This window comes from Micropruina sp. (assembly GCF_047606365.1).
Lineage (GTDB): Bacteria > Actinomycetota > Actinomycetes > Propionibacteriales > Propionibacteriaceae > Micropruina.
In genome coordinates, this window is record NZ_JASGEN010000100.1 from 1 (window position 1) to 17,628 (window position 17,628).

The window sequence follows — 17,628 nt, forward strand, 5'->3', positions numbered from 1 at the left end:
CCTCACGCCGATACTCCGGGGTATAGCTCTTCCGCTTCTTCGTCGATCCCATCAGGGACATCCTCTCCAGCGGTCCCTGACAAGGGAACCCGCCAAGACGGTGTCCGGGCTACGGGGTCAACCTCACGGCGTGATCACGAAGTAGGTGACGGCCTCCTGGAGTTGGCAGAACCCGAACCACAGCCACAGCAGATGCCCGAAGCCGTTGCTGCGCCGGAACGGCTGCCAACTGGTGCACAGTGCGCCGATCAACAGTGATCCGATGACCCCGGCGAGCGCGGTGAACGCCGCCTGACCACCCTCGGTCGGCGGGGTGTATTCGACGCCGAACGCGTACAGGGTGCTGCGATGACCGATCAACGCCCCGGCGATCCAGTGGCAACACTCGTGGACGATGACCATCAGCGCGCTGCCCAGCAGCAGCGCGGCGGTGGCGTTGACCAGCATGGTCCGGTGCGGATGACCGGCGGGAGTGGGTGCGGACGAGCCCATGACGTCCACACTGGCACAGATCGTTGCGTATGGACCAGACGTCCGTGTGCATTTGAAGAAACGATGTCGTGCTGGTCCGTTCGCGCGGGTACCCGGAATGGACCATGATCGACGCCATGCAGACCCGTACCCGGCTGACTTTCGCGGAGTTGCCCGGCCACGTCCACGAGTGGGTCGAGGGGGTGCTCGGTGCGCCGGTCGTCCGCACCGAGCCGGCTTCCGGCGGCTATTCACCGGGCGTGGCCGAAGGGCTCTTCACGGCGGACGGCTCGGCGGTGTTCCTCAAAGCCGGGCACCCGAGCCGCAACCCCGATTCGCCCGCCTTGTTGCGCTCCGAGCTGCGGACGCTGCGGAGCATGCCGTCCGGACTGCCGATCGCCGAACTGATCGACGCGCTCGACGAGGGCCCGGACGGCTGGGTCGCGCTCGTACTGGAACACGTGCCCGGACGTCAGGCGCCGCTGCCCTGGACGAATGCCACCATCGAGGCCGTGCTGGCCAGCCTGGCCGACCTGCGTGGTCCCCTCACGCCCGCGCCGCCGGGGCAGTGGGACGACGCTGCCGACGCGCTACGCGACATGTTCAGCCACTGGCCGGAACTTGCCGACGCCGTCGACCTGGATCCCTGGCTGGCCGAGCGGCGACACGCACTCGCCGCAGCGGCGGACGAAGCCCTGACCGAGCTGGCCGGGGACACCCTGGTGCACCTCGACCTACGCGCCGACAACCTGATGCTGCGCACCGACGGCCGGTTGATCGTCGTCGATTGGGCGTGGGCGGTGCGCGGGCCGGCGTGGCTCGATCCGGCGCTGCTGGCGATCGAGTTCATCTCCAGCGCCGAACCGGACGTGGACACCGACGCCTGGATCGCACGCATCGCGGACGACTACGGCATCAGCGCCGATCTGATCGTGCAGGTACTGGTCGGAATCCTCAGCTTCTTCGAGCACTCCGGACGGCGGCCCGATCCGCCCGGACTGCCCACCCTGCGGGAGTTCCAACGATTCCAGGCCACCGCCCTGCGGGACTGGCTGAAGCGTTCCCGGCACGCCTCCGCTCTCCAAGCTGCCGCCCGCTGACCGGCCGGACTCGTCCGACATCGCCCCCTTTCGGGGTGATCGCACCCGTTTGAACAGGGGCAATGACCTCGAAAGGGGGCGACGTTCGATGAAAGGGCCAGGGACGGCAGCTACGGGCTCAGCAGGCGGGAGCCAGTTCGCGCCCGCGGCGGCGGACCAGGCCGAAGCCGACCGCGGTGAGTGCGAGTCCGATCAGCGCCATCGCGACGCCGACCCAGGCAGGGGCGACGAAACCCCAGCCGGCGGCGATCACGGTGCCGCCGAAGAAGGCGCCCAGGCTGTTGCCGACGTTCAGCGACGAATGGTTCAGTGCGGCGGCGATCGACTGGTTGTCCTCGGCGACGTCCATCAGCCGGGTCTGGATCGACGGCGCCAGGATCGAGCCGCAGAAGCTGAGCGCGAACAACAGGACGGCCAACGCGATGATCCACTGCGCGGCGAGGCCGATCAGCGCCAGCACCGCGGCCGTGCCCACGAATGCTCCCAGCAGGGTGCGTCGCAGGTCGCGGTCGGCGAGCCGTCCGCCGACCAGGTTGCCGATGGTCATGCCGACGCCGCTGGTCACCAACACCACCGGAACCGCCCAGGCCGGTGCGTGGGCGACCTCGGTGACCATCGAGGCCACATAGCTGTTGACGGCGAAGAAGCCGCCGAAACCGATCGCGCCGATCGCCAGCGTCAGCCACACCTGGCCGATCCGGAACACTCGCAACTCGGCCCGCAGGGTGCGCTCCGGGCTGCCTTCGTGATGGGGCACGAATGCCGCGATGCAGACGGTGGCCAGCGCGAAGACGGCCGCGACGGCCATGAAGGTGACCCGCCAGCCGTAGTTCTGGCCGAGGAATGTGCCCAGCGGCACGCCGACCACGTTCGCCACCGTCAGTCCGGTCAGCACGAAGGCGACGCCCTGCGCGCGGCGTCCGGGACCCAACACGTCGGAGGCGACTAGCGCGCCGATGCCGAAGTAGGCGCCGTGCGGCAGGCCGGCCAGCAGCCGCGAGACGGCCATCCACTCGAAGCTCGGGGCGAGGAAGGTGAGTGCGTTGAACACGGTCAGGGCGAGCGCGAGCACGATCATCACCCGGTGCCGCGGGAAGCGCGCCACCGAGCCGGCGATGGTCGGTGCGCCGATCACCACGCCCAGCGCGTACAGCGAGATCAGCACGCCGGCCTGAGCGATCGTCGCCTCGTGATCCGCCGCCCAGGCATTGGGCAGCAGGTCGCGAGCCAGATCGGGCAGCAGCCCCATCACTACGAACTCGGTCATGCCGATGCCGAAGCTGCCGATCGCGAGAGCGAGAAGGGCTGCGGTGGCGGAACCGCGTCGCGTCGAAGAAGTCATCGATCCCATTCTAGTCACTACAACTATAAATATGTCGAGCCGGTCGGCTCGGTCGCCGAACTGACGCCCGGTGACCGATTCCGGAAGTGCCGGTCACCGCTGGTCGAGCTTGTCGAGACCCCTCACGACGGGGGTTTCGACAAGCTCAACCCGCAAGCGTCGACAAGCTCAACCCGCAAGCGTCGACGAACTCAACCAACGCAGATTCCGGCTCAGCGATTCCCTATGGAAGCGCAGGGCCACTCACGTCATCGCGGGCTCCGATCCGGGATCTCAGGCGAGAGATCCCGGATCAAGTCCGAGAGATCCCGGATCAAGTCCGGGATGACGATGGATGAGCCTCGATCCGTGATCAGGCGGACTGCTCGTCCGAGGCGGACGGCAACACCTTCTTCCAGGCGCCCTCGTAGATGACGGGGACGAACCCGATGGCCTCGTTGATGTCCAGCATCGGCCTGTTCTCCTCGGCGTTGTAGGTGATCACCCGAGGCGACTCCGGAGCCACCTGGCGCCAGGCGAGCAGCCCGGCGCATTTGACCAGCAGACCCAGCCGGTGGCCGCGATGGTGGGTGAGCACCAAGGTGTCCTCCTGATGGGTGGCGCGAGTCAGGTCGGGCCCGATCACCAGTTCGTTGAAGCCGCACAGTTCGCCGGTGGCGATGTGCTGGGCGGCGGTCACCTGCACGGTTTGGCCACCGTCGAGATAGCGAGCGTCGTGGAGCGCGATCCGCGCCGCGTCCCAGGCCTCCTCGTCGAACTCGAGGTCGCCGGCCGGCACATCGGTGGACATCCGTGACTTCATCCAGGCGTAGCCGTCGACGTACTCGCTCGGCGTCGGCAGCGTCCACTGCACCAACCGGTAGTCGGTGGACGCCTGGCGTGCCTCGGCGAGCAGCCGCTCGATCTCGTCGAACGAGCCGTTCAGGTCGAGTCGGCTGCACCGCTCGATCTGCTCCAGGGTGTAGCCGTGCCGCAGGAAGAACCGGGCCGCATGGTCGCGCGGGACCGATCCGAACCCGGTCGGTGGCACGAGACGCTCGCCGGGGGCGTCCGGATGCTGCGCCCAGGACTGCAGCACGGTCCGGCCGTGGGCATGAGCGGTCTGCTCGACGAGTTGGTAGGCGGAGGTCCCGATGCCCTGGCCCCATACCTCGGGCAGCAGTTCGATCAGCCAGTAGGCGGATCGAGAGCCGGCTTCGAGCGGAATGTCGACGCCGATCCGCCCGACGATCGTGCCGTTGAGGACGGCGAGCCACATATGGCGTAACTCGTAGTCATTGGGCAGATAGTGGGGCAATAGTGACTCTGGCTCGTGATGGTCGTCGTCATGGCCGCTGATCGCGCGGTACACCCGGTTGCGTACCTCGGTCATGGTGAGGAAGTCGGCCGCGTCCGGGGCGTCGATGGACACCGGAATCGTCAAGGGGCGGAACACGAGTTCCGCGATCGTGGTGTGGATGTCGGCAGTGATGGTCATGGTTGTTCTCTTTCAGGTTCACGCTCGCCGTCGTCGGTGGCGTGTTGTCCACGGTGGTGCGAGGGGCTCAACTGAGCTTGGGCGTAGCTGCGAAGCCGCGAGCGGTGTCGACGGTCGGTCAGTCAGAACGACGTGAGGCTGCGAACCGCGACTGGGCGGACTTCTCCCTTGACAGGGTCAGTCGTCGGTGTGCCCGGCACCGTTCTGCTGCATCGCGAGGGTGCCGGCCACCACGAACGTGACCGCCGCGTCGAAAGCGGTGGGCGTGAACCGGACGGTATGCCTATTCATCATCGGGTGACCTCCTCTCGCGTGAGAACTACGGAGAACGGTACGTCCGGACGCCGCGGTCGGTCAATGGTTCGCGAAGGTTCTTCGCGCTGCGTGGCCGGCTGGGAGTTCCCCCGGGAAACGGGACCAACGCTGATCGAGCTTGTCGGGACCTTGGTTTCGACAAGCTCAACCAGCGGTGAGAGTCTGTCGGCGCTTGCGGGTTGAGCCCGTGGAAGCCCCTTGGTAGGACGCCGCGGGTATGGGTCTCGACAAGCTCGACCAGCGGAACCGGCAATGCGGGCTTCTCGCTCAGGCCCGCACGATCTCGGGCTGAAGCTCGGGAGCCGGGGCCTTGCGCAGGCTGGCCCACAGCACGCCGCCGATCACCAGGGCGCCGCCGAGCAGTTCGAGTGGCTGGGGAGTCTCGCCCAGCGCCAGCCAGGCCGTGGTCAGCCCGGACACCGGCACCAGCATCGAGAACGGCGCCACCCGTCCGGCCGGGTGGCGGCTCATCAACCAGACCCACACCCCGGAGCCCAGCACGGTGCCGATGAGCACGGTGTAGCCGAGACCGATCCAGGCCGGCACCGCCGCCGCGGTCAGCGAGGTGGCCAGCGACGAGGCGATCCGATCGGAGCCTTCGAAGGCCAGTGAGAGGGCGAGCATCGGCAGCGGCGGCACCACCGACATCCACATGGTGAGGTGCAGCGGGTTGGGCGCCGCGGCCTGCCGGGCGGCGAGGTTGCCCAGCGACCAGCCGAGCCCGCCGAGAACCACCAGTAGGAACGGCCACCAGGAGCCGCCGGTCGCCCGGGTCACTCCCACCAGCACAAGCCCGATCACGGCCACGGCGACCCCGAGCGCCGCGCGGCCGCTGACCCGCTCGCGCAGCAGCAGCGCACCGAGCAGCACCGTGAACGGCGCGGACGACTGCAGCACCAGCGAGGCCAGGCCGGCTGGGAAGCCGGCGGCCATGCCGAGGTAGAGGCCGATGAACTGCAAGGTGCCGAAGCCCAGCCCGTAGCCGATCAGCCAGCGCAGCCGCACCTTGGGGCGCGGCACGAACAGCAGGGTGGGAATGGCCATCACGCCGAACCGCAGCGCGACCAGGAACAACGGCGGAAACTGCTCCAACGAGGCGTGGATCGCCAGGAAGTTGACTCCCCAGACCACGGCGACGCCGACGGCGAGCAGGACATGACGAGGTGGCACGGGTCCAGCCTGGAACAACTGACAGTGAAGGACAAGCAAGAGTTTCTGAACCAAAGATGTAGGTTCACTTCATGGAAGTGCGCCATCTGATGCTGCTCCGCGAGATCGCTGGACGCGGCACGCTGGCCGCGGTCGCCGCAGCCACCCATCGGACGCCGAGCGCTGTCTCGCAGCAGCTGCGCACCGCCGAGCGCGAGTTGGGCGTCAAGCTGGTCGAGCCGGTCTCGCGCGGCCTGCGGCTCACCTCCGAGGGGCAGCTGCTCGCCGAGAGTGCGGACGAGGTGGCGCGGGTGCTCGCCGAGGTGGAGGCTCGGCTGGGGGAGCGGATGGGTCAGCCCGGCGGGACGGTCTCGATCGGCACGCTGCCCAGTGCCGGCGAGGCACTGTTGCCGGGCCTGGTCGAGCGGCTGCGCGGTTCGCCGATCACGATCGAGGTGCAGGACTTCGACCTGGCCGAGGAGGGTTTCGCCGCGCGCACCCTCGACCACGATCTGGTGATCGCGCACAGCGCCGCCGGCGACGTGCCGTCCGGTGCCGAAGGGCTGGTCGCCCGGGTGCTCGCCCATGAGCCGCTCGACGTCGCCCTGCCGATCGGTCACCCGCTCGCGGCGAGGGCCGAGCTGTCACCGCAGGATCTGGTCGGCACCAGCTGGATCGCGGTGCCGCAGGGCTTCCCGTTCGACAGCGTGTTGCTGGCCATCGAGGCGGTGACCGGCTCGCAGCTGCATCGCCGGCTGCGGTTGATCGACAACCGGCTGGTCGAATCGTTCGTCGCCGTGGGGGAGGGGCTGGCGCTGCTGCCTCGATTCACCACCCGGCCCCATCCCGGGACGGTGCTGCGTCCGTTGCGCGGGGTGAACGCGCGGCGGGCGCTGGTGGCGTTGGCGCGTCCGGATCATTACGCGCGCCGTGCAGTCCGGGCCGTGGTGGGTCACTTGGAGCAGATCGGACGAGAACTGGAGTGAGCACCGTTGATCGAGCTTGTCGTGATCCTTGGGGATGCGCTGCTCAAGGCCACTCCCTCGTCATCCCGGACTTGATCCGGGATCTCTCCCCGCCTGAGAGCCCGGGATGACGTGAATGATCTGGGCCTCCCTCGCTAGAGGGGTTTTCGACAAGCTCAACCCGCAAGCGTCGACAGGCTCAACCAGCGGTGGTCGCGATCGGCGGCCACCAACCGCCCTCAATCAGGCCGGCGTGCGGACTGGCGGCCAGCCGGTGATAGAGGTAGTCACCGACCGCCGGGGTGAGCCGTCCGATCGCAGTGTGCAGCAACTCCTGGACGGCGGGCGCGGGCCAGTCCGCGGGCAGCAGTTCGGCCGGCAGTGCCGGTGCGCTGTAACGCGGCGAACCGGCGATCGTTCCGGCCTCGAACATCAGCTGCAGCGCCGCCGTCCCATCGGTGGCCGCCTGGTCCACCCGGTCGAGCAGCCGCTCGAGCTCGGCGGACGCGCGCCGCAGATCGGCGGCTCTGGCCGGAAGTGACCAGGCTGTCGCCGCCATCCGCCGGGCGGCGTCCGGATCGAGCTGCAAGGTGCCCTTCTCGACGAGTGATATGCCGTCGGCCGTCCACTGATCGACGAAGTTGGGTTCGGCCAAGCCGATCAACAGGCCCGGCCTGACCTGACCGAAACCGGCCCGGAGAGCCGCACCGAGCAGGCGCTCGCGCCGCACCCGGAGGCGTTCGGGAATGTCATGGACGACGACGTGAAATGCGCCTCCCCAGCTGGGTGTGGTGTCGCCGTAGCGCAGTCGTGACCAGCGTTCCAGGTAGTCACCGGCCAGTCGGTAGACGCTGACCCGGCCCATCCGCCGTCGGGTCAGTTGGCCTTGGCGCAGCATTCGGGCGAGCAGCTGTCGGGTCGCCGGTTCGGCGAATCCGAGGGCGTCCATCAGCTCGACCAGCACCGGTCCGGGGATCGCGTCGGCCTGCAGTGCGCCGAACAGGAAGCCGATGCCCGTGCGCGACTGCTCGGGGAGATCGTCGGTCCGGGGCATCGCGCCAGTTTAGCTACATATGACGAGTGCATCGTGAATCACGAGATGTGTGTAGGGTATTGACATGGTTGCGGAGGGCGACAGCGTCGCGAAGTCGAGTGCCGGCGAACCCGGCGACCAGGCCGTTCCAACGAGCGAGAAGCGCGCGGGGAAGCGCTGGGACGCCCGCGAGATGGTGATCGGGCTGGTGATCACCGTTGTCTTCGACGTGGGCCTGTCGATCGCCGTTTTCAGCGTGGCCAAGAACATGGGTGCCAGTGATCTGGCGGCCTATCTCTATTCGGCGATCGGTCCGGTGCTCGGCATGGCGGCCGAGTTCATCCGGCACCGGCGGATCGACATCGTCGGCGTGGTGATCCTCGCCATCATCGTGCTGTCGGTCGCCGTCACCGTGATCGGCAGCGATGACCCGACCGTGCTGCTGCTCAAGGATTCCGCGCTGACCGGCGGACTGGGGGTGCTGATCCTGGCCAGCCTCACCCCGCTGTTCCGGCGTCCGCTGATGTACTACATGGGCCGCAAATTCGGCACCGACGGCACCGAGGCAGGCGCCACCTGGTGGGAGTCGCTGTGGCAGTACCCGAGTTTCCGGCACTCGCAGCGGATGATCACCGGCGTCTGGGGTATCGGCTACCTCGCCGAAGCGGTCGCCAAGGTGATCTGGGTGCTGATGCTGCCGTTCGACACCGCCTACCTGCTCAACCAGGTCGTGCCGCTGGTCATCACCGTCGCCCTGATGGGCTGGACGATCTGGTACGCCAACCGCACCCGGCGTGCCGGTGAGCAACGCGCAGCGGCTGCCGCCGTCCGACCCGAATGAGCGCCGCGGCTGCTGCCGTCCGACCCGAATGAGCGCCGCGGCGCCGAGTGTCGGCTGACGGCTCGGCTGGCGTAGACTGTCCGCTCGATTACCCGGGTGAGAAACGAGTGATGAGACCCTGTTAACCGACCTGGAATGGTTCGAGCTGGCTGTCGCAGCCGCCTGTGTGTTGTTGGCCGCGCTGCTGGTCACCGCGGAGGCCGCGCTGCAGTCGTTCTCCAAGAGCCGCGCCCATCGCCTGCTGGACGAGGGCCGTGGTGGCGCGAAGCAACTCGTGCACATCACCGAGGACCCCGCGCCCACCCTGAACACCCTGCTTTTCGTCCGGATCCTCGCCGAGATCGTGGCCATCGTGATGGTGGCGCTGTTCGTCTTCGGCCGCTTCGAGGCCACCTGGGAGCGGGTGCTGTACTCGGTCGGGATCATGGTGCTGGTCTCGTTCATCCTGCTCGGCGTCGCCCCGCGCACCCTGGGCCGGCAGAAGGCGGACGCCGTCGCGCTGGCCGCGGCGCGTCCCTTGTCGCTGCTGACCACGGTGCTCGGCCCGATCCCGCAGGTGATGATCCTGATCGGCAACGCACTCACCCCCGGCAAGGGGTTCGCCGACGGGCCCTTCTCGTCCGAGGCCGAGCTGCGCGAACTGGTCGACTTCGCCGAGGCGTCCGACATGATCGAGGCCGACGAGCGGAAGATGATCCACTCGGTCTTCGACCTGGGTGACACCATCGCCAAAGAGGTGATGGTGCCGCGCACCCAGATGGTCTACATCGAGCACACGAAGACGGTCCGGCAAGCGGTTTCGCTGGCGCTGCGGTCGGGTTTCAGCCGGATTCCGGTGATCGGCAACGACATCGACGACATCTGCGGCATCCTCTACCTGAAGGACGCCATCCGCCGGATGTACGACAATCCGCGGGCGCAGGCGACCGAGAAGGTCGAGTCGCTGATGCGCAAGCCGACCTTCTGCCCCGACTCCAAGCCGGTGGACGAACTGCTGCGCGAGATGCAGCTCACCCGCTCGCACGTGGTGATCGTGGTCGACGAGTTCGGCGGCACGGCCGGGCTGGCGACGATCGAGGACATCCTGGAAGAGATCGTCGGCGAGATCGTCGACGAGTACGACCAGGAGGTGCCGCCGTCGGTGGAGATCGGGCCCAACCGGTTCCGGGTGTCGGCGCGGCTGTCCGTCGACGATCTCGGTGAGCTGTTCGGGCTGAAGGTCGACGACGACGACGTCGACACCGTGCTGGGTCTGATGGGCAAGGAACTCAACAAGGTGCCGATACCCGGCTCCGTGGTGGTGTGGGAAGGCATTCAGTTGGTGGCAGAACGTGGCATCGGACGCCGCAACAGCATCTTGACGGTGCTCGCGTCGTTGGTCGAAGAGCCGGCAGAGGATCCCGCCGAGGGCGGCGTCGACGCGGCCGCGAAGCTGGCGTCGGAGTCGGCGAAGCGGGCCAGTTGATGCATCGTTCCGGATTCGCCTGTTTCGTCGGACGTCCCAACGCCGGCAAATCGACCCTGACCAACGCGATCGTCGGGCAGAAGGTGGCGATCGCGTCCTCGCGTCCGCAGACCACCCGGCACGCCGTCCGAGGCATCGTGACGAGGCCGGACGCGCAACTCGTCATCATCGACACCCCCGGTCTGCACCGGCCGCGCACTCTGCTCGGCGAGCGGCTCAACGATCTGGTCTATGCGACCTGGTCGGAGGTGGACGTGATCGGCGTCTGCCTGCCCGCCGACCAGCGGATCGGGCCCGGCGATGAATACCTGGTGGGTGAGATCGCCAAGCTGCCCAAACGCCCGGTGCTGGTGGCGCTGGCCACCAAGTCCGACCTGGTCGGCAAGCAGCGGATGGCCGAACACCTGATGAAGATCGCCTCGCTGGAGGAGAAGCTCGGCATCCGCTGGGCCGAGGTGGTGCCGGTCAGCGCCGTCACCGACGACCAGGTCGACCTGGTCACCGACGTGCTGATCGGCCAACTGCCCGAAGGCCCGGCCTACTACCCGGACGGCGAGGTCACCGACGAACCGACCGAGACGCTGATCGCCGAACTGATCCGCGAGGCGGCCCTGGAGAAGATGCACGAGGAACTGCCGCACTCGATCACCGTCACCATCGACGAGATGGGCCTGCGCGAGGGACGTCCCGAGAACAAGCCACTGCTCGACGTGTTCGCCTCGCTGATCGTCGAGCGCGACTCGCAGAAGGGCATCGTGATCGGCCACCGCGGCTCGGTGCTCCGCGAGATCGGCACCGCCGCCCGCACCCAGCTGACCGCACTGCTCGGGACCCCCGTCCACCTCGACCTGAAGGTGAAGGTCCTCAAGGATTGGCAGCGCAACGCCAAGCACCTCAACCGCCTCGGCTTCTGAGCCCACGACAGGCGCTATACCCCGTATAGCCCTCCCTAACTATCTCTGCCCTCCCGCATGCGGGAGGGCAGAGATAGTTAGGGAGGGCCTTAGCGAGGCGGGGTGGAGAGCGGGGGAACCCGCAAGTCGGCAGGGGTGCGGGGTTTACTGGATCGGGCCGCGTCCGGTGGTGAGTGAGACGAACTTGGGCTTGCCGGCCCGACGGGTGGCGAGCTTGCGATCCAGCCAGACCGCGGCGCGCGAGATCAGCAGGTTGATGATGATGTAGATCACCGTCACCACGAAGTAGGTCTGCACCAGGTTGCGGGTGTTGGCGACCAGCACCCGGGCGCTCTGCTGCAGTTCGGGGTAGGAGACGACGTAGCCGAACGCGGTGTCCTTGACCACGATCACCGCCTGCGCGACCAGCGCGGGAACCACGACCCGCACCGCCTGCGGGAAGACCACGAGCCGGAACGACTGTCCGCGGGTCAGGCCGACCGACAGCCCGGCCTCGTCCTGTCCGCGGGGGATGGACAACACACCGGCGCGGAACACCTCGGCGATCACCGCCGATGCACACAGTCCGACCGGGATGACCAGCTTCAGATACTCGCTCGGATTGATGCCGTAGCTGGGCAGCGCGAACATGAACGTATAGATCACCAGCAGTACCGGGATGGCCCGGAAGAACTCGATGAAGGCGGTGGCCGGCCAGCGCAGCACGGCGATCGGCGAGAGTCGTCCGAGAGCCAGCAACAGCCCTAGTGGAACGGCGATCACCGCCGCACCCAGGGCGGCCAGCGCCGTCCGTCCGAGTGCCCCGGCGAAGTAGGACTGAATCGCGGGCTGAGTGAACGGCATCCATTTGGACGGCGCCAGCGCGCCGCTCAGATACAGCTGCCAGTAGGCGAGGCCGATGATGGTCAGCAGCAGCACGATCGAGAGCGCGGTGAACACCCGGACCCGGATGCGGGCCTTCGGGCCGGCCGTGTCGAACAGGGCATGTTGCATGCTCATCGCAACACCCGCAGCTTCGACTCGAGCCAGGCGCCGATCCCACCGGCGCCGAGCGAGATCGTGGCGTACATCGCGGCGGCCACGATGAAGGTGAGCAGGCCGAGCGCTTCGGCGTTGTTGATCTCGGACGCCACCATGGTCAGCTCGGGCATGCCGACCACGCCGGCCAGCGCCGACGAGAGCAGGATGCCGATGAACAGCGTGACCAGCGGCCCGATCACGGTACGCATGGCCTGGGGCAACACCACGTGCGCGATCACCCCGCCGAACGACAGTCCGATGGAGCGTCCGGCCTCGACCTGTCCGACGCCGACCGCGTTCACCCCGGTGCGGATCGTCTCGGCTGCGAACGCCGAGCCCACGAAGATGATGCACAAGATGACGCTGCCGACCCGTCCGAGGTTCACCCCGGCCTGCGGCATGCCGTAGACAACCAGGATCAGCAGGCTGAACAGCGGCACGTTGCGAAAGATCTCGACGAACGTCGCGGACGCCCAGCGCAGCGGCGCGATCGGGCTGATCCGGCAGGTGGCCAGGATCGCGCCGAGAAGCAGCGCGCCGACGAAGCCGACCGCGGTCAACCACACCGTGAGCCAGAGGCCGTCGAGCAGTTGACCGCCGTACTTGGAGAACAATGTGTCCATAGCGGCTACCCGATCGGGACGCCGGGGTGATCCCGGCGTCCCGATCAAGCTCAGGACTCGATCTTGCCCACCGCCGGCGCCTCCGGCGGGGTGGTGAGGTTGGTGCGGTCGCCGATGGTCAGCTGCCAGGCCTTGGCCCAGGTGCCGTCCGCTTCGAGCTTCTTGAGGAACTCGTTGACGAACGCCTTGGCGTCGCTGCCCTTCGGCACGCCGATGCCGTAGCTGTCCTTGGGGCCGAACGGCTCGCCGACGATCTTGACGGTGTTGTCGGTGACCACCTGGTTCAGCAGCAGCGCCTGGTCGATCACGTAGGCGTCGGCGTCGCCCTGCTGCACGCTCGCCACGCATTGCGCGTTGTCGGGCAGCGGTTGCAGCTTGGCGTCGGGGGCGTACTTCTTCACCGTGGTGACGCCGGTCGAGCTGGCCTGGGTGACCACCGTGCGGCCGGCCAGGTCGGCCACGCCGTGAATGGTGTCATTGTCGGACTTCACCATGATGCCGGCCTGCGACACGTAGTACGGCCCGGCGAAGTCGACCGACTTCTGCCGCTCGGGGGTGATCGAGTACGTCGCGATCACGGTGTCGACGTTGCCGTTCTGCAGCAGCGACTCACGGGTGTCGACGGTGACCTGCTTCAGTTCGGTCTTGACGTCACCCAGGATGTAGCGGCTCAGCATCTGGCCGATCGCCGCGTCGAAGCCCTTCACCTGGCCGGTGGTCGGATCGAGCAGCGAGAACAGCTCGGATGTCTCGGTGCCGCCGATCCGCAGCACGCCCGCCTTCTTCACCGCGCTCGCCCACTTGTTGCCCTGGACGGTGGCATCGTCGGCGACCGGCCCGGAGACGATCAGTGCCTGGTAGGCGTCGGCGTTGCTGGTGCCGCCCGGTGCCGGCGAGCCGCTGGAGGCCGGTTCCGGCGAACATGCGGCCACGGACCCCGCGAACAGTGCCGTCGCGGCCATCAGGACCAATGCCCGGGGTGCTCGACGTAGCTTCATCGTTCCTCAACTCCCTCAGATCAGTAGGCGATTGGTCAGACTAATCACATTGGCTGTGTCCGGCGCCAGACCAACGCGCAGCATCGGGCCAGTCCGGACCCGAAAGGGTGGTAGAGGTCCGTCGGTCGAGCTTGTCGAGACCCTGGACCTCCGGCCGCAGCGGAGGGCTCAACAAGCTCAACCAGCGGTGGTCGCGGTCACCGGTTGGGGGTGGGTCAGACCAGGGACGCGGCGAGGTCGATCAGGGCTTCATCGCTGCCTCGCGGACCGACCAGGCAGATGCCGAGCGGACCCCCGGACGTGGTGAGCAACGGTGCGCTGACGGCGGGCCGTCCGGTGATCCCGGCGATGCAGGTGAGCCGGAAGGTGGCCTGACGATGCGCGTCCACCTCGGCCGCGGACGCCCAGACGCGAGGCGCCGGGCCGGCCGCCGAGGGCAGCACCAGCACAGTGTCGCCGAGTGCGGCGTCCAGTGCGGCGCGGAGTACGGCCAAGGTGGCGCGGGCGTCCTCGTCCTGGCTCACGGTGATGCCGGACGCCGCCGCGAACCGTTCCCCGGCGGCCCCGCGCAGCGCGTCCGGATGAGCTTCAACCCAGGCGCCGTGTTGCTGCCAGGCCTGAAACGCCTGATGAACCCGGAATGCCTCGGCGGCGACCGCCAGGTCGGGCAGTGGGATGCCGGACGCCGCGTCCGAGAAGTGCTGTTCGACGAAGGCCTGGAACACTTCGGCGATGCCGGGCTCCAAGGTGGGCAGCGACTCGGCCAGGTGGAACGCGGGGACGGTGCTGTCTGTCCCCTGCTCATCGGAAGTGACCGAAGGAACCGTCCCCGGTGACCAAAGGAACCGTCCCCGGTGACCGGGAGAACCGTCCCCGGTGACCGGAGGAACCCCAGTGACCGGAGGAACCCCGGTGACCGGAGGAACCGTCCCCGCGGTCCACACTTCCCCCTCGGTGCACTCTGCGGAGCCGAGCAGGACGGACGCGGCCCGGCGCAACAGTCCGGGATCGCGGGTCAGCAGGCCGACGGTGTCGAAATCGGGGGCGAGGGGGAGCAGGCCGCCGGCAGGGACCCGGCCGTGGGTGGAGCGCCAGCCCCACAGGCCCTGGTAGCTGGCCGGCACCCGCACCGAGCCGCCGGTGTCGGTGGCCAGGCCGATGGACGCCGCACCGAGCGACACAGCGGTGGCGCTGCCGCTCGACGAACCGCCCGGCAGCCCACCGGGGACGACTGGGTTCACCGGTGTCCCGTAGTGCGGGTTGTCGCCGGCCAGGCTGTAGGCGAACTGGTCGGTGCGGGCGATGCCGGCCACCGCGGCACCCGCTGCGCGCAGTTGCGCGACCGCGGCACTGTCGGCCGGCTCGGGGTCTGCTTCGGCGAGGAAGGCTGGGACGCCGGCGCCGATCGGGTGTCCGGCGAGGGCGAACAGGTCCTTCACCGCGACAATTTCACCGTCGAGGATGCCGGTGCCGGTCGGAGCGGCCAGCGGATCGCCGACCACCCGCCACACCGCCCGGTCGAAGGTCGCCGGTGGGGGAGCGACGTGGGCGATCCGCACCCGCCACGCGCCCTGCGGATCCCTGCCCCACACCTGGGTCTGCAGCCCTCGTCCACCCCGTGAGGGGGCGGTGACGGCGACGAGGCAGGCGGCGTCCGGGCCCAGCGGAAGCAGCCGGACCTCGGCCAATGCACGGGCCGGTGCGCCGCCGCGCACCGAACGGAAGTCGTGGATGGCCCGATGGCCCACCAGCAGTCCGCCCGGGTCGCCGCGCAGGATGTCGGGGGAGTCGTCGAACAGTTCGTCCATGGCTGCCAGGTCGTCGCTGCCTAGAGCGAGTTCGTAAGCGGCGAACGCCTCGAGGAGACCCGGTGGGGCGTCGCTGATCATGCGGCGGAGGGTCTCGACAAGCTCGACCAGCGGCGAGGTGGGCGTACTCGGAAGAGTCTCGACAAGCTCGACCAGCGGTGGGGTGGGCTCGACCGGCGGTGGGGTGGGTTCAGTCACCGAAATCCGCCTTCCGGATGCGGGCATGGACGCCTTTGACCAGGTCGACGACCTGGGAGATGTCGAAGTCGGTGGCGGCACTCAGATACGCATAGGCCAGATGGCGTTCCATGCCGTAGCGGGCCTGCAGCAGGCCGAGCGCGGCCCGCACGCAGTTGGCAGTGGCGACGTCCAGGTCGGCGTCCAGGCCGGTCGGGATCAGGTACTCGCGCGTCTCGGCGAGCGGGCCCGCCACCGCGCCGAACCGCTCCAGGGCCTCGGAGGCAGGCACCACGTCGAGCCGGACGGTGGCCCGCAGCGACGCCTCCAGCGCGGTCAGCGCCACCTCGCCGTCGCCCTGGGCGAAGTGCGGGTCGCCGACGTAGGCCAGCGCGCCGGGCACCTGCACCGGCAGATACAGCGTGGCGCCCTCGACCAGCAGGTTGATGTCGATGTTCCCGCCGTGCGGCCCCGGCGGCACCGAATGCGGTCGGACCTGGCCGGCCGCCGCCACTCCCAGCACGCCGAGGAAGGGTCGCAGCGGGAACCGGACCACGCCCGGCCCGTCGGTCCGCAACGGCAACTCACCGTGCGCACCGTCGGCGGTCTCCACCACGGGGGTGAACACGCTGACTGTGCCCGGTCCGGCGGGCATTTCGCCGGGCAGCGCACCGCGTCCGTGCCGGTTCGAGATCACCCCGTACGGCACCCGTCGATCGAGTCGCAGCACCGTGATGGCCAGCAGGTCGCCGACCTGGGCGCCGCGCACCTCGATCGGTCCGGTGACCAGGTGGGGCCCGTCCACGCCCGGATCGTGCGGACGGCTGGAGCGGGCCAGATCGACGGCCTCGGTCAGCACCTGATCGGGCCGGACGCCGTGGCGCCCGAAGAAGGCGAGCGGGTCGCGTCCCTGATCCTCCAGCACCCCCTCGTGGGAGAGCGTGTCGATGGTCACCGTTTCACCGGGAGCCACGCTCAGCACGGGCGCATCGGACGCGCAGGGCAGCCGTCCCCACAACAGCTGCTCGGGACGGGCGGCCAGGTAGTGGTCGCCCGGCAACTCGCCCTCGCCGCGCTGCAGCACGGCGCCGCGCAGATCCACCGCGCCGGTGGTCACCGCAGCTCCGGCTCGGAACGCAGGATCTCGTCCAGCCCGGCGATGAGTTCGCCCACGTCGGCGAGATGGTCGTCCATGGCCCGTCGCGCGGCCGCCGGGTTGTGCGCCGCTAGGGCCGCATACAGGCGCTGGTGTCCCTCGATCGAGTTGCGCCGGCCCTCGCGGGCCAGGTGCGAACGCAGCCGGACGTCGTGCACCAGGCCGTTCATCGCCTCGCAGACGCCGACCAGCAGCGGGTTGCCGGCGGCCACGGCCAGCCGGCGGTGGAACTCGACGTCGAGCCGCAGAGACTCTTCGGCGGTCAATCCGGCGTGGCTCTCGCGCAGGATCTCGTCGAGCTGGGCCAGGTCGAGTTCGGTGGCGCGCAGCGCGGCCAGCTCGGCGACCTGGGGCTCGACGATCCGGCGCAGCTCGGCGGCCTGGGCGAACTCCCTCGCGCCCTCGTCGGTGGACGGCTCGAAGCTGAGCGCCAGCTGGGGTTCGGGGGGAGCGCAGACCACCGTGCCACGCCCCGGACGTCGCTCGATCAGCCGGCGGTCCTCCAGGGCCCGCAGCGCCTCCCGCAGGGTGGCCCGGGAGATGTTGAGGGTGGCGCACAGCTCGCGCTCGGGCGGCAGCTTGTCGCCGGGGGAGAGGTCGTCGGCGATGTGCCGTTCGAGCCGCGCGGCCACCTCGGCGCTGATGGTGCGCGGTCGCGGAGCGGTGAGAACCATGGCTGTCCTTGTGTCGGTCGTGGGCTTCCGTCCGGGGGTGGGACGGTTGGCGGTCCCGGAATCACATTGGTATGTTGGTCGGACCAAGTTGCCTCGACTC

Annotated in this window: 16 protein-coding genes; 5 read left to right on the top strand and 11 right to left on the bottom strand. The window is 68.7% G+C overall.

The window, feature by feature from the left end; all coding sequences use genetic code 11:
* Window positions 1–123: 123 nt before the first annotated feature.
* Window positions 124–501, bottom strand: coding sequence for a hypothetical protein (locus QM624_RS11135; protein ID WP_415091756.1), 378 nt, complete (start codon window positions 499–501; stop codon window positions 124–126).
* A gap of 59 nt (window positions 502–560) precedes the next feature.
* On the opposite strand from QM624_RS11135, the gene QM624_RS11140 reads away from it, so the two are divergent.
* On the top strand, window positions 561–1,571 hold the full coding sequence (locus QM624_RS11140) for a phosphotransferase family protein (RefSeq protein ID WP_415091758.1): 1,011 nt from the start codon (window positions 561–563) through the stop codon (window positions 1,569–1,571).
* Window positions 1,572–1,689: 118 nt separating this feature from the next.
* Here QM624_RS11140 and QM624_RS11145 read toward each other — a convergent pair whose 3' ends face one another.
* From QM624_RS11145 to QM624_RS11155, 3 genes are all read right to left on the bottom strand, one after another.
* A complete protein-coding gene (locus QM624_RS11145; protein ID WP_415091760.1) occupies window positions 1,690–2,913 on the bottom strand; it encodes an MFS transporter in 1,224 nt (407 codons plus the stop codon).
* 352 nt (window positions 2,914–3,265) lie between these two features.
* Entirely contained in the window at window positions 3,266–4,390 is a 1,125-nt protein-coding gene (locus QM624_RS11150) for a GNAT family N-acetyltransferase (RefSeq protein ID WP_415091762.1), read from the bottom strand.
* Between the two features lie 582 nt (window positions 4,391–4,972).
* Window positions 4,973–5,875, bottom strand: coding sequence for an EamA family transporter (locus QM624_RS11155; RefSeq protein WP_415091764.1), 903 nt, complete (start codon window positions 5,873–5,875; stop codon window positions 4,973–4,975).
* Between the two features lie 71 nt (window positions 5,876–5,946).
* Between QM624_RS11155 and QM624_RS11160 the strand changes: the two genes are divergently transcribed.
* Entirely contained in the window at window positions 5,947–6,840 is an 894-nt protein-coding gene (locus tag QM624_RS11160) for a LysR family transcriptional regulator (RefSeq protein ID WP_415091766.1), read from the top strand.
* Window positions 6,841–7,018: 178 nt separating this feature from the next.
* Here QM624_RS11160 and QM624_RS11165 read toward each other — a convergent pair whose 3' ends face one another.
* Window positions 7,019–7,873, bottom strand: coding sequence for a hypothetical protein (locus tag QM624_RS11165; RefSeq protein WP_415091768.1), 855 nt, complete (start codon window positions 7,871–7,873; stop codon window positions 7,019–7,021).
* A 64-nt stretch (window positions 7,874–7,937) separates the two neighbouring features.
* Between QM624_RS11165 and QM624_RS11170 the strand changes: the two genes are divergently transcribed.
* The 3 genes from QM624_RS11170 (at window position 7,938) to era (ending at window position 11,072) form a co-directional block, all read left to right on the top strand.
* The gene (locus QM624_RS11170; RefSeq protein WP_415091770.1) at window positions 7,938–8,693 is read left to right on the top strand and encodes a VC0807 family protein; all 756 of its coding nucleotides are present in this window, start codon (window positions 7,938–7,940) and stop codon (window positions 8,691–8,693) included.
* Between the two features lie 118 nt (window positions 8,694–8,811).
* Window positions 8,812–10,158: a hemolysin family protein gene (locus QM624_RS11175; RefSeq protein WP_415091806.1), complete on the top strand. Its 1,347-nt coding sequence runs from the start codon at window positions 8,812–8,814 to the stop codon at window positions 10,156–10,158.
* Entirely contained in the window at window positions 10,158–11,072 is a 915-nt protein-coding gene (era, locus tag QM624_RS11180; RefSeq protein WP_415091772.1) for a GTPase Era, read from the top strand. The genes QM624_RS11175 and era overlap by 1 nt, the downstream gene beginning before the upstream one ends.
* A gap of 144 nt (window positions 11,073–11,216) precedes the next feature.
* Here era and QM624_RS11185 read toward each other — a convergent pair whose 3' ends face one another.
* The 6 genes from QM624_RS11185 to QM624_RS11210 all read right to left on the bottom strand — a co-directional run bounded on the left by QM624_RS11185 (window position 11,217) and on the right by QM624_RS11210 (window position 17,528).
* Window positions 11,217–12,071, bottom strand: a complete 855-nt coding sequence (locus tag QM624_RS11185) for an amino acid ABC transporter permease (RefSeq protein ID WP_415091774.1) — start codon at window positions 12,069–12,071, stop codon at window positions 11,217–11,219.
* Window positions 12,068–12,715 (bottom strand): amino acid ABC transporter permease, encoded by a 648-nt coding sequence (locus QM624_RS11190; RefSeq protein WP_415091776.1) that lies wholly within the window; start codon window positions 12,713–12,715, stop codon window positions 12,068–12,070. The genes QM624_RS11185 and QM624_RS11190 overlap by 4 nt, the downstream gene beginning before the upstream one ends.
* Window positions 12,716–12,765: 50 nt before the next feature.
* The gene (locus QM624_RS11195; RefSeq protein ID WP_415091778.1) at window positions 12,766–13,713 is read right to left on the bottom strand and encodes a glutamate ABC transporter substrate-binding protein; all 948 of its coding nucleotides are present in this window, start codon (window positions 13,711–13,713) and stop codon (window positions 12,766–12,768) included.
* A 215-nt stretch (window positions 13,714–13,928) separates the two neighbouring features.
* A complete protein-coding gene (locus QM624_RS11200; RefSeq protein ID WP_415091780.1) occupies window positions 13,929–15,719 on the bottom strand; it encodes an AtzH-like domain-containing protein in 1,791 nt (596 codons plus the stop codon).
* The gene (locus tag QM624_RS11205) at window positions 15,712–16,815 is read right to left on the bottom strand and encodes an acetamidase/formamidase family protein (protein ID WP_415091782.1); all 1,104 of its coding nucleotides are present in this window, start codon (window positions 16,813–16,815) and stop codon (window positions 15,712–15,714) included. The genes QM624_RS11200 and QM624_RS11205 overlap by 8 nt, the downstream gene beginning before the upstream one ends.
* Window positions 16,812–17,528 carry a FadR/GntR family transcriptional regulator gene (locus QM624_RS11210; RefSeq protein WP_415091784.1) on the bottom strand — a complete coding sequence of 239 codons (717 nt, stop codon included), beginning with the start codon at window positions 17,526–17,528 and terminating at the stop codon, window positions 16,812–16,814. The genes QM624_RS11205 and QM624_RS11210 overlap by 4 nt, the downstream gene beginning before the upstream one ends.
* Window positions 17,529–17,628: the final 100 nt, after the last annotated feature.

Coding starts and splice junctions, on each gene's coding strand:
- QM624_RS11160 (WP_415091766.1), top strand. CDS start 5,947: ATGGAAGTGCGCCATCTGATGCTGCTCCGCGAGATCGCTGGACGCGGC.
- QM624_RS11150 (WP_415091762.1), bottom strand. CDS start 4,390: ATGACCATCACTGCCGACATCCACACCACGATCGCGGAACTCGTGTTC.
- QM624_RS11195 (WP_415091778.1), bottom strand. CDS start 13,713: ATGAAGCTACGTCGAGCACCCCGGGCATTGGTCCTGATGGCCGCGACG.
- QM624_RS11185 (WP_415091774.1), bottom strand. CDS start 12,071: ATGAGCATGCAACATGCCCTGTTCGACACGGCCGGCCCGAAGGCCCGC.
- QM624_RS11190 (WP_415091776.1), bottom strand. CDS start 12,715: ATGGACACATTGTTCTCCAAGTACGGCGGTCAACTGCTCGACGGCCTC.
- QM624_RS11170 (WP_415091770.1), top strand. CDS start 7,938: ATGGTTGCGGAGGGCGACAGCGTCGCGAAGTCGAGTGCCGGCGAACCC.
- era (WP_415091772.1), top strand. CDS start 10,158: ATGCATCGTTCCGGATTCGCCTGTTTCGTCGGACGTCCCAACGCCGGC.
- QM624_RS11210 (WP_415091784.1), bottom strand. CDS start 17,528: ATGGTTCTCACCGCTCCGCGACCGCGCACCATCAGCGCCGAGGTGGCC.
- QM624_RS11165 (WP_415091768.1), bottom strand. CDS start 7,873: ATGCCCCGGACCGACGATCTCCCCGAGCAGTCGCGCACGGGCATCGGC.
- QM624_RS11145 (WP_415091760.1), bottom strand. CDS start 2,913: ATGACTTCTTCGACGCGACGCGGTTCCGCCACCGCAGCCCTTCTCGCT.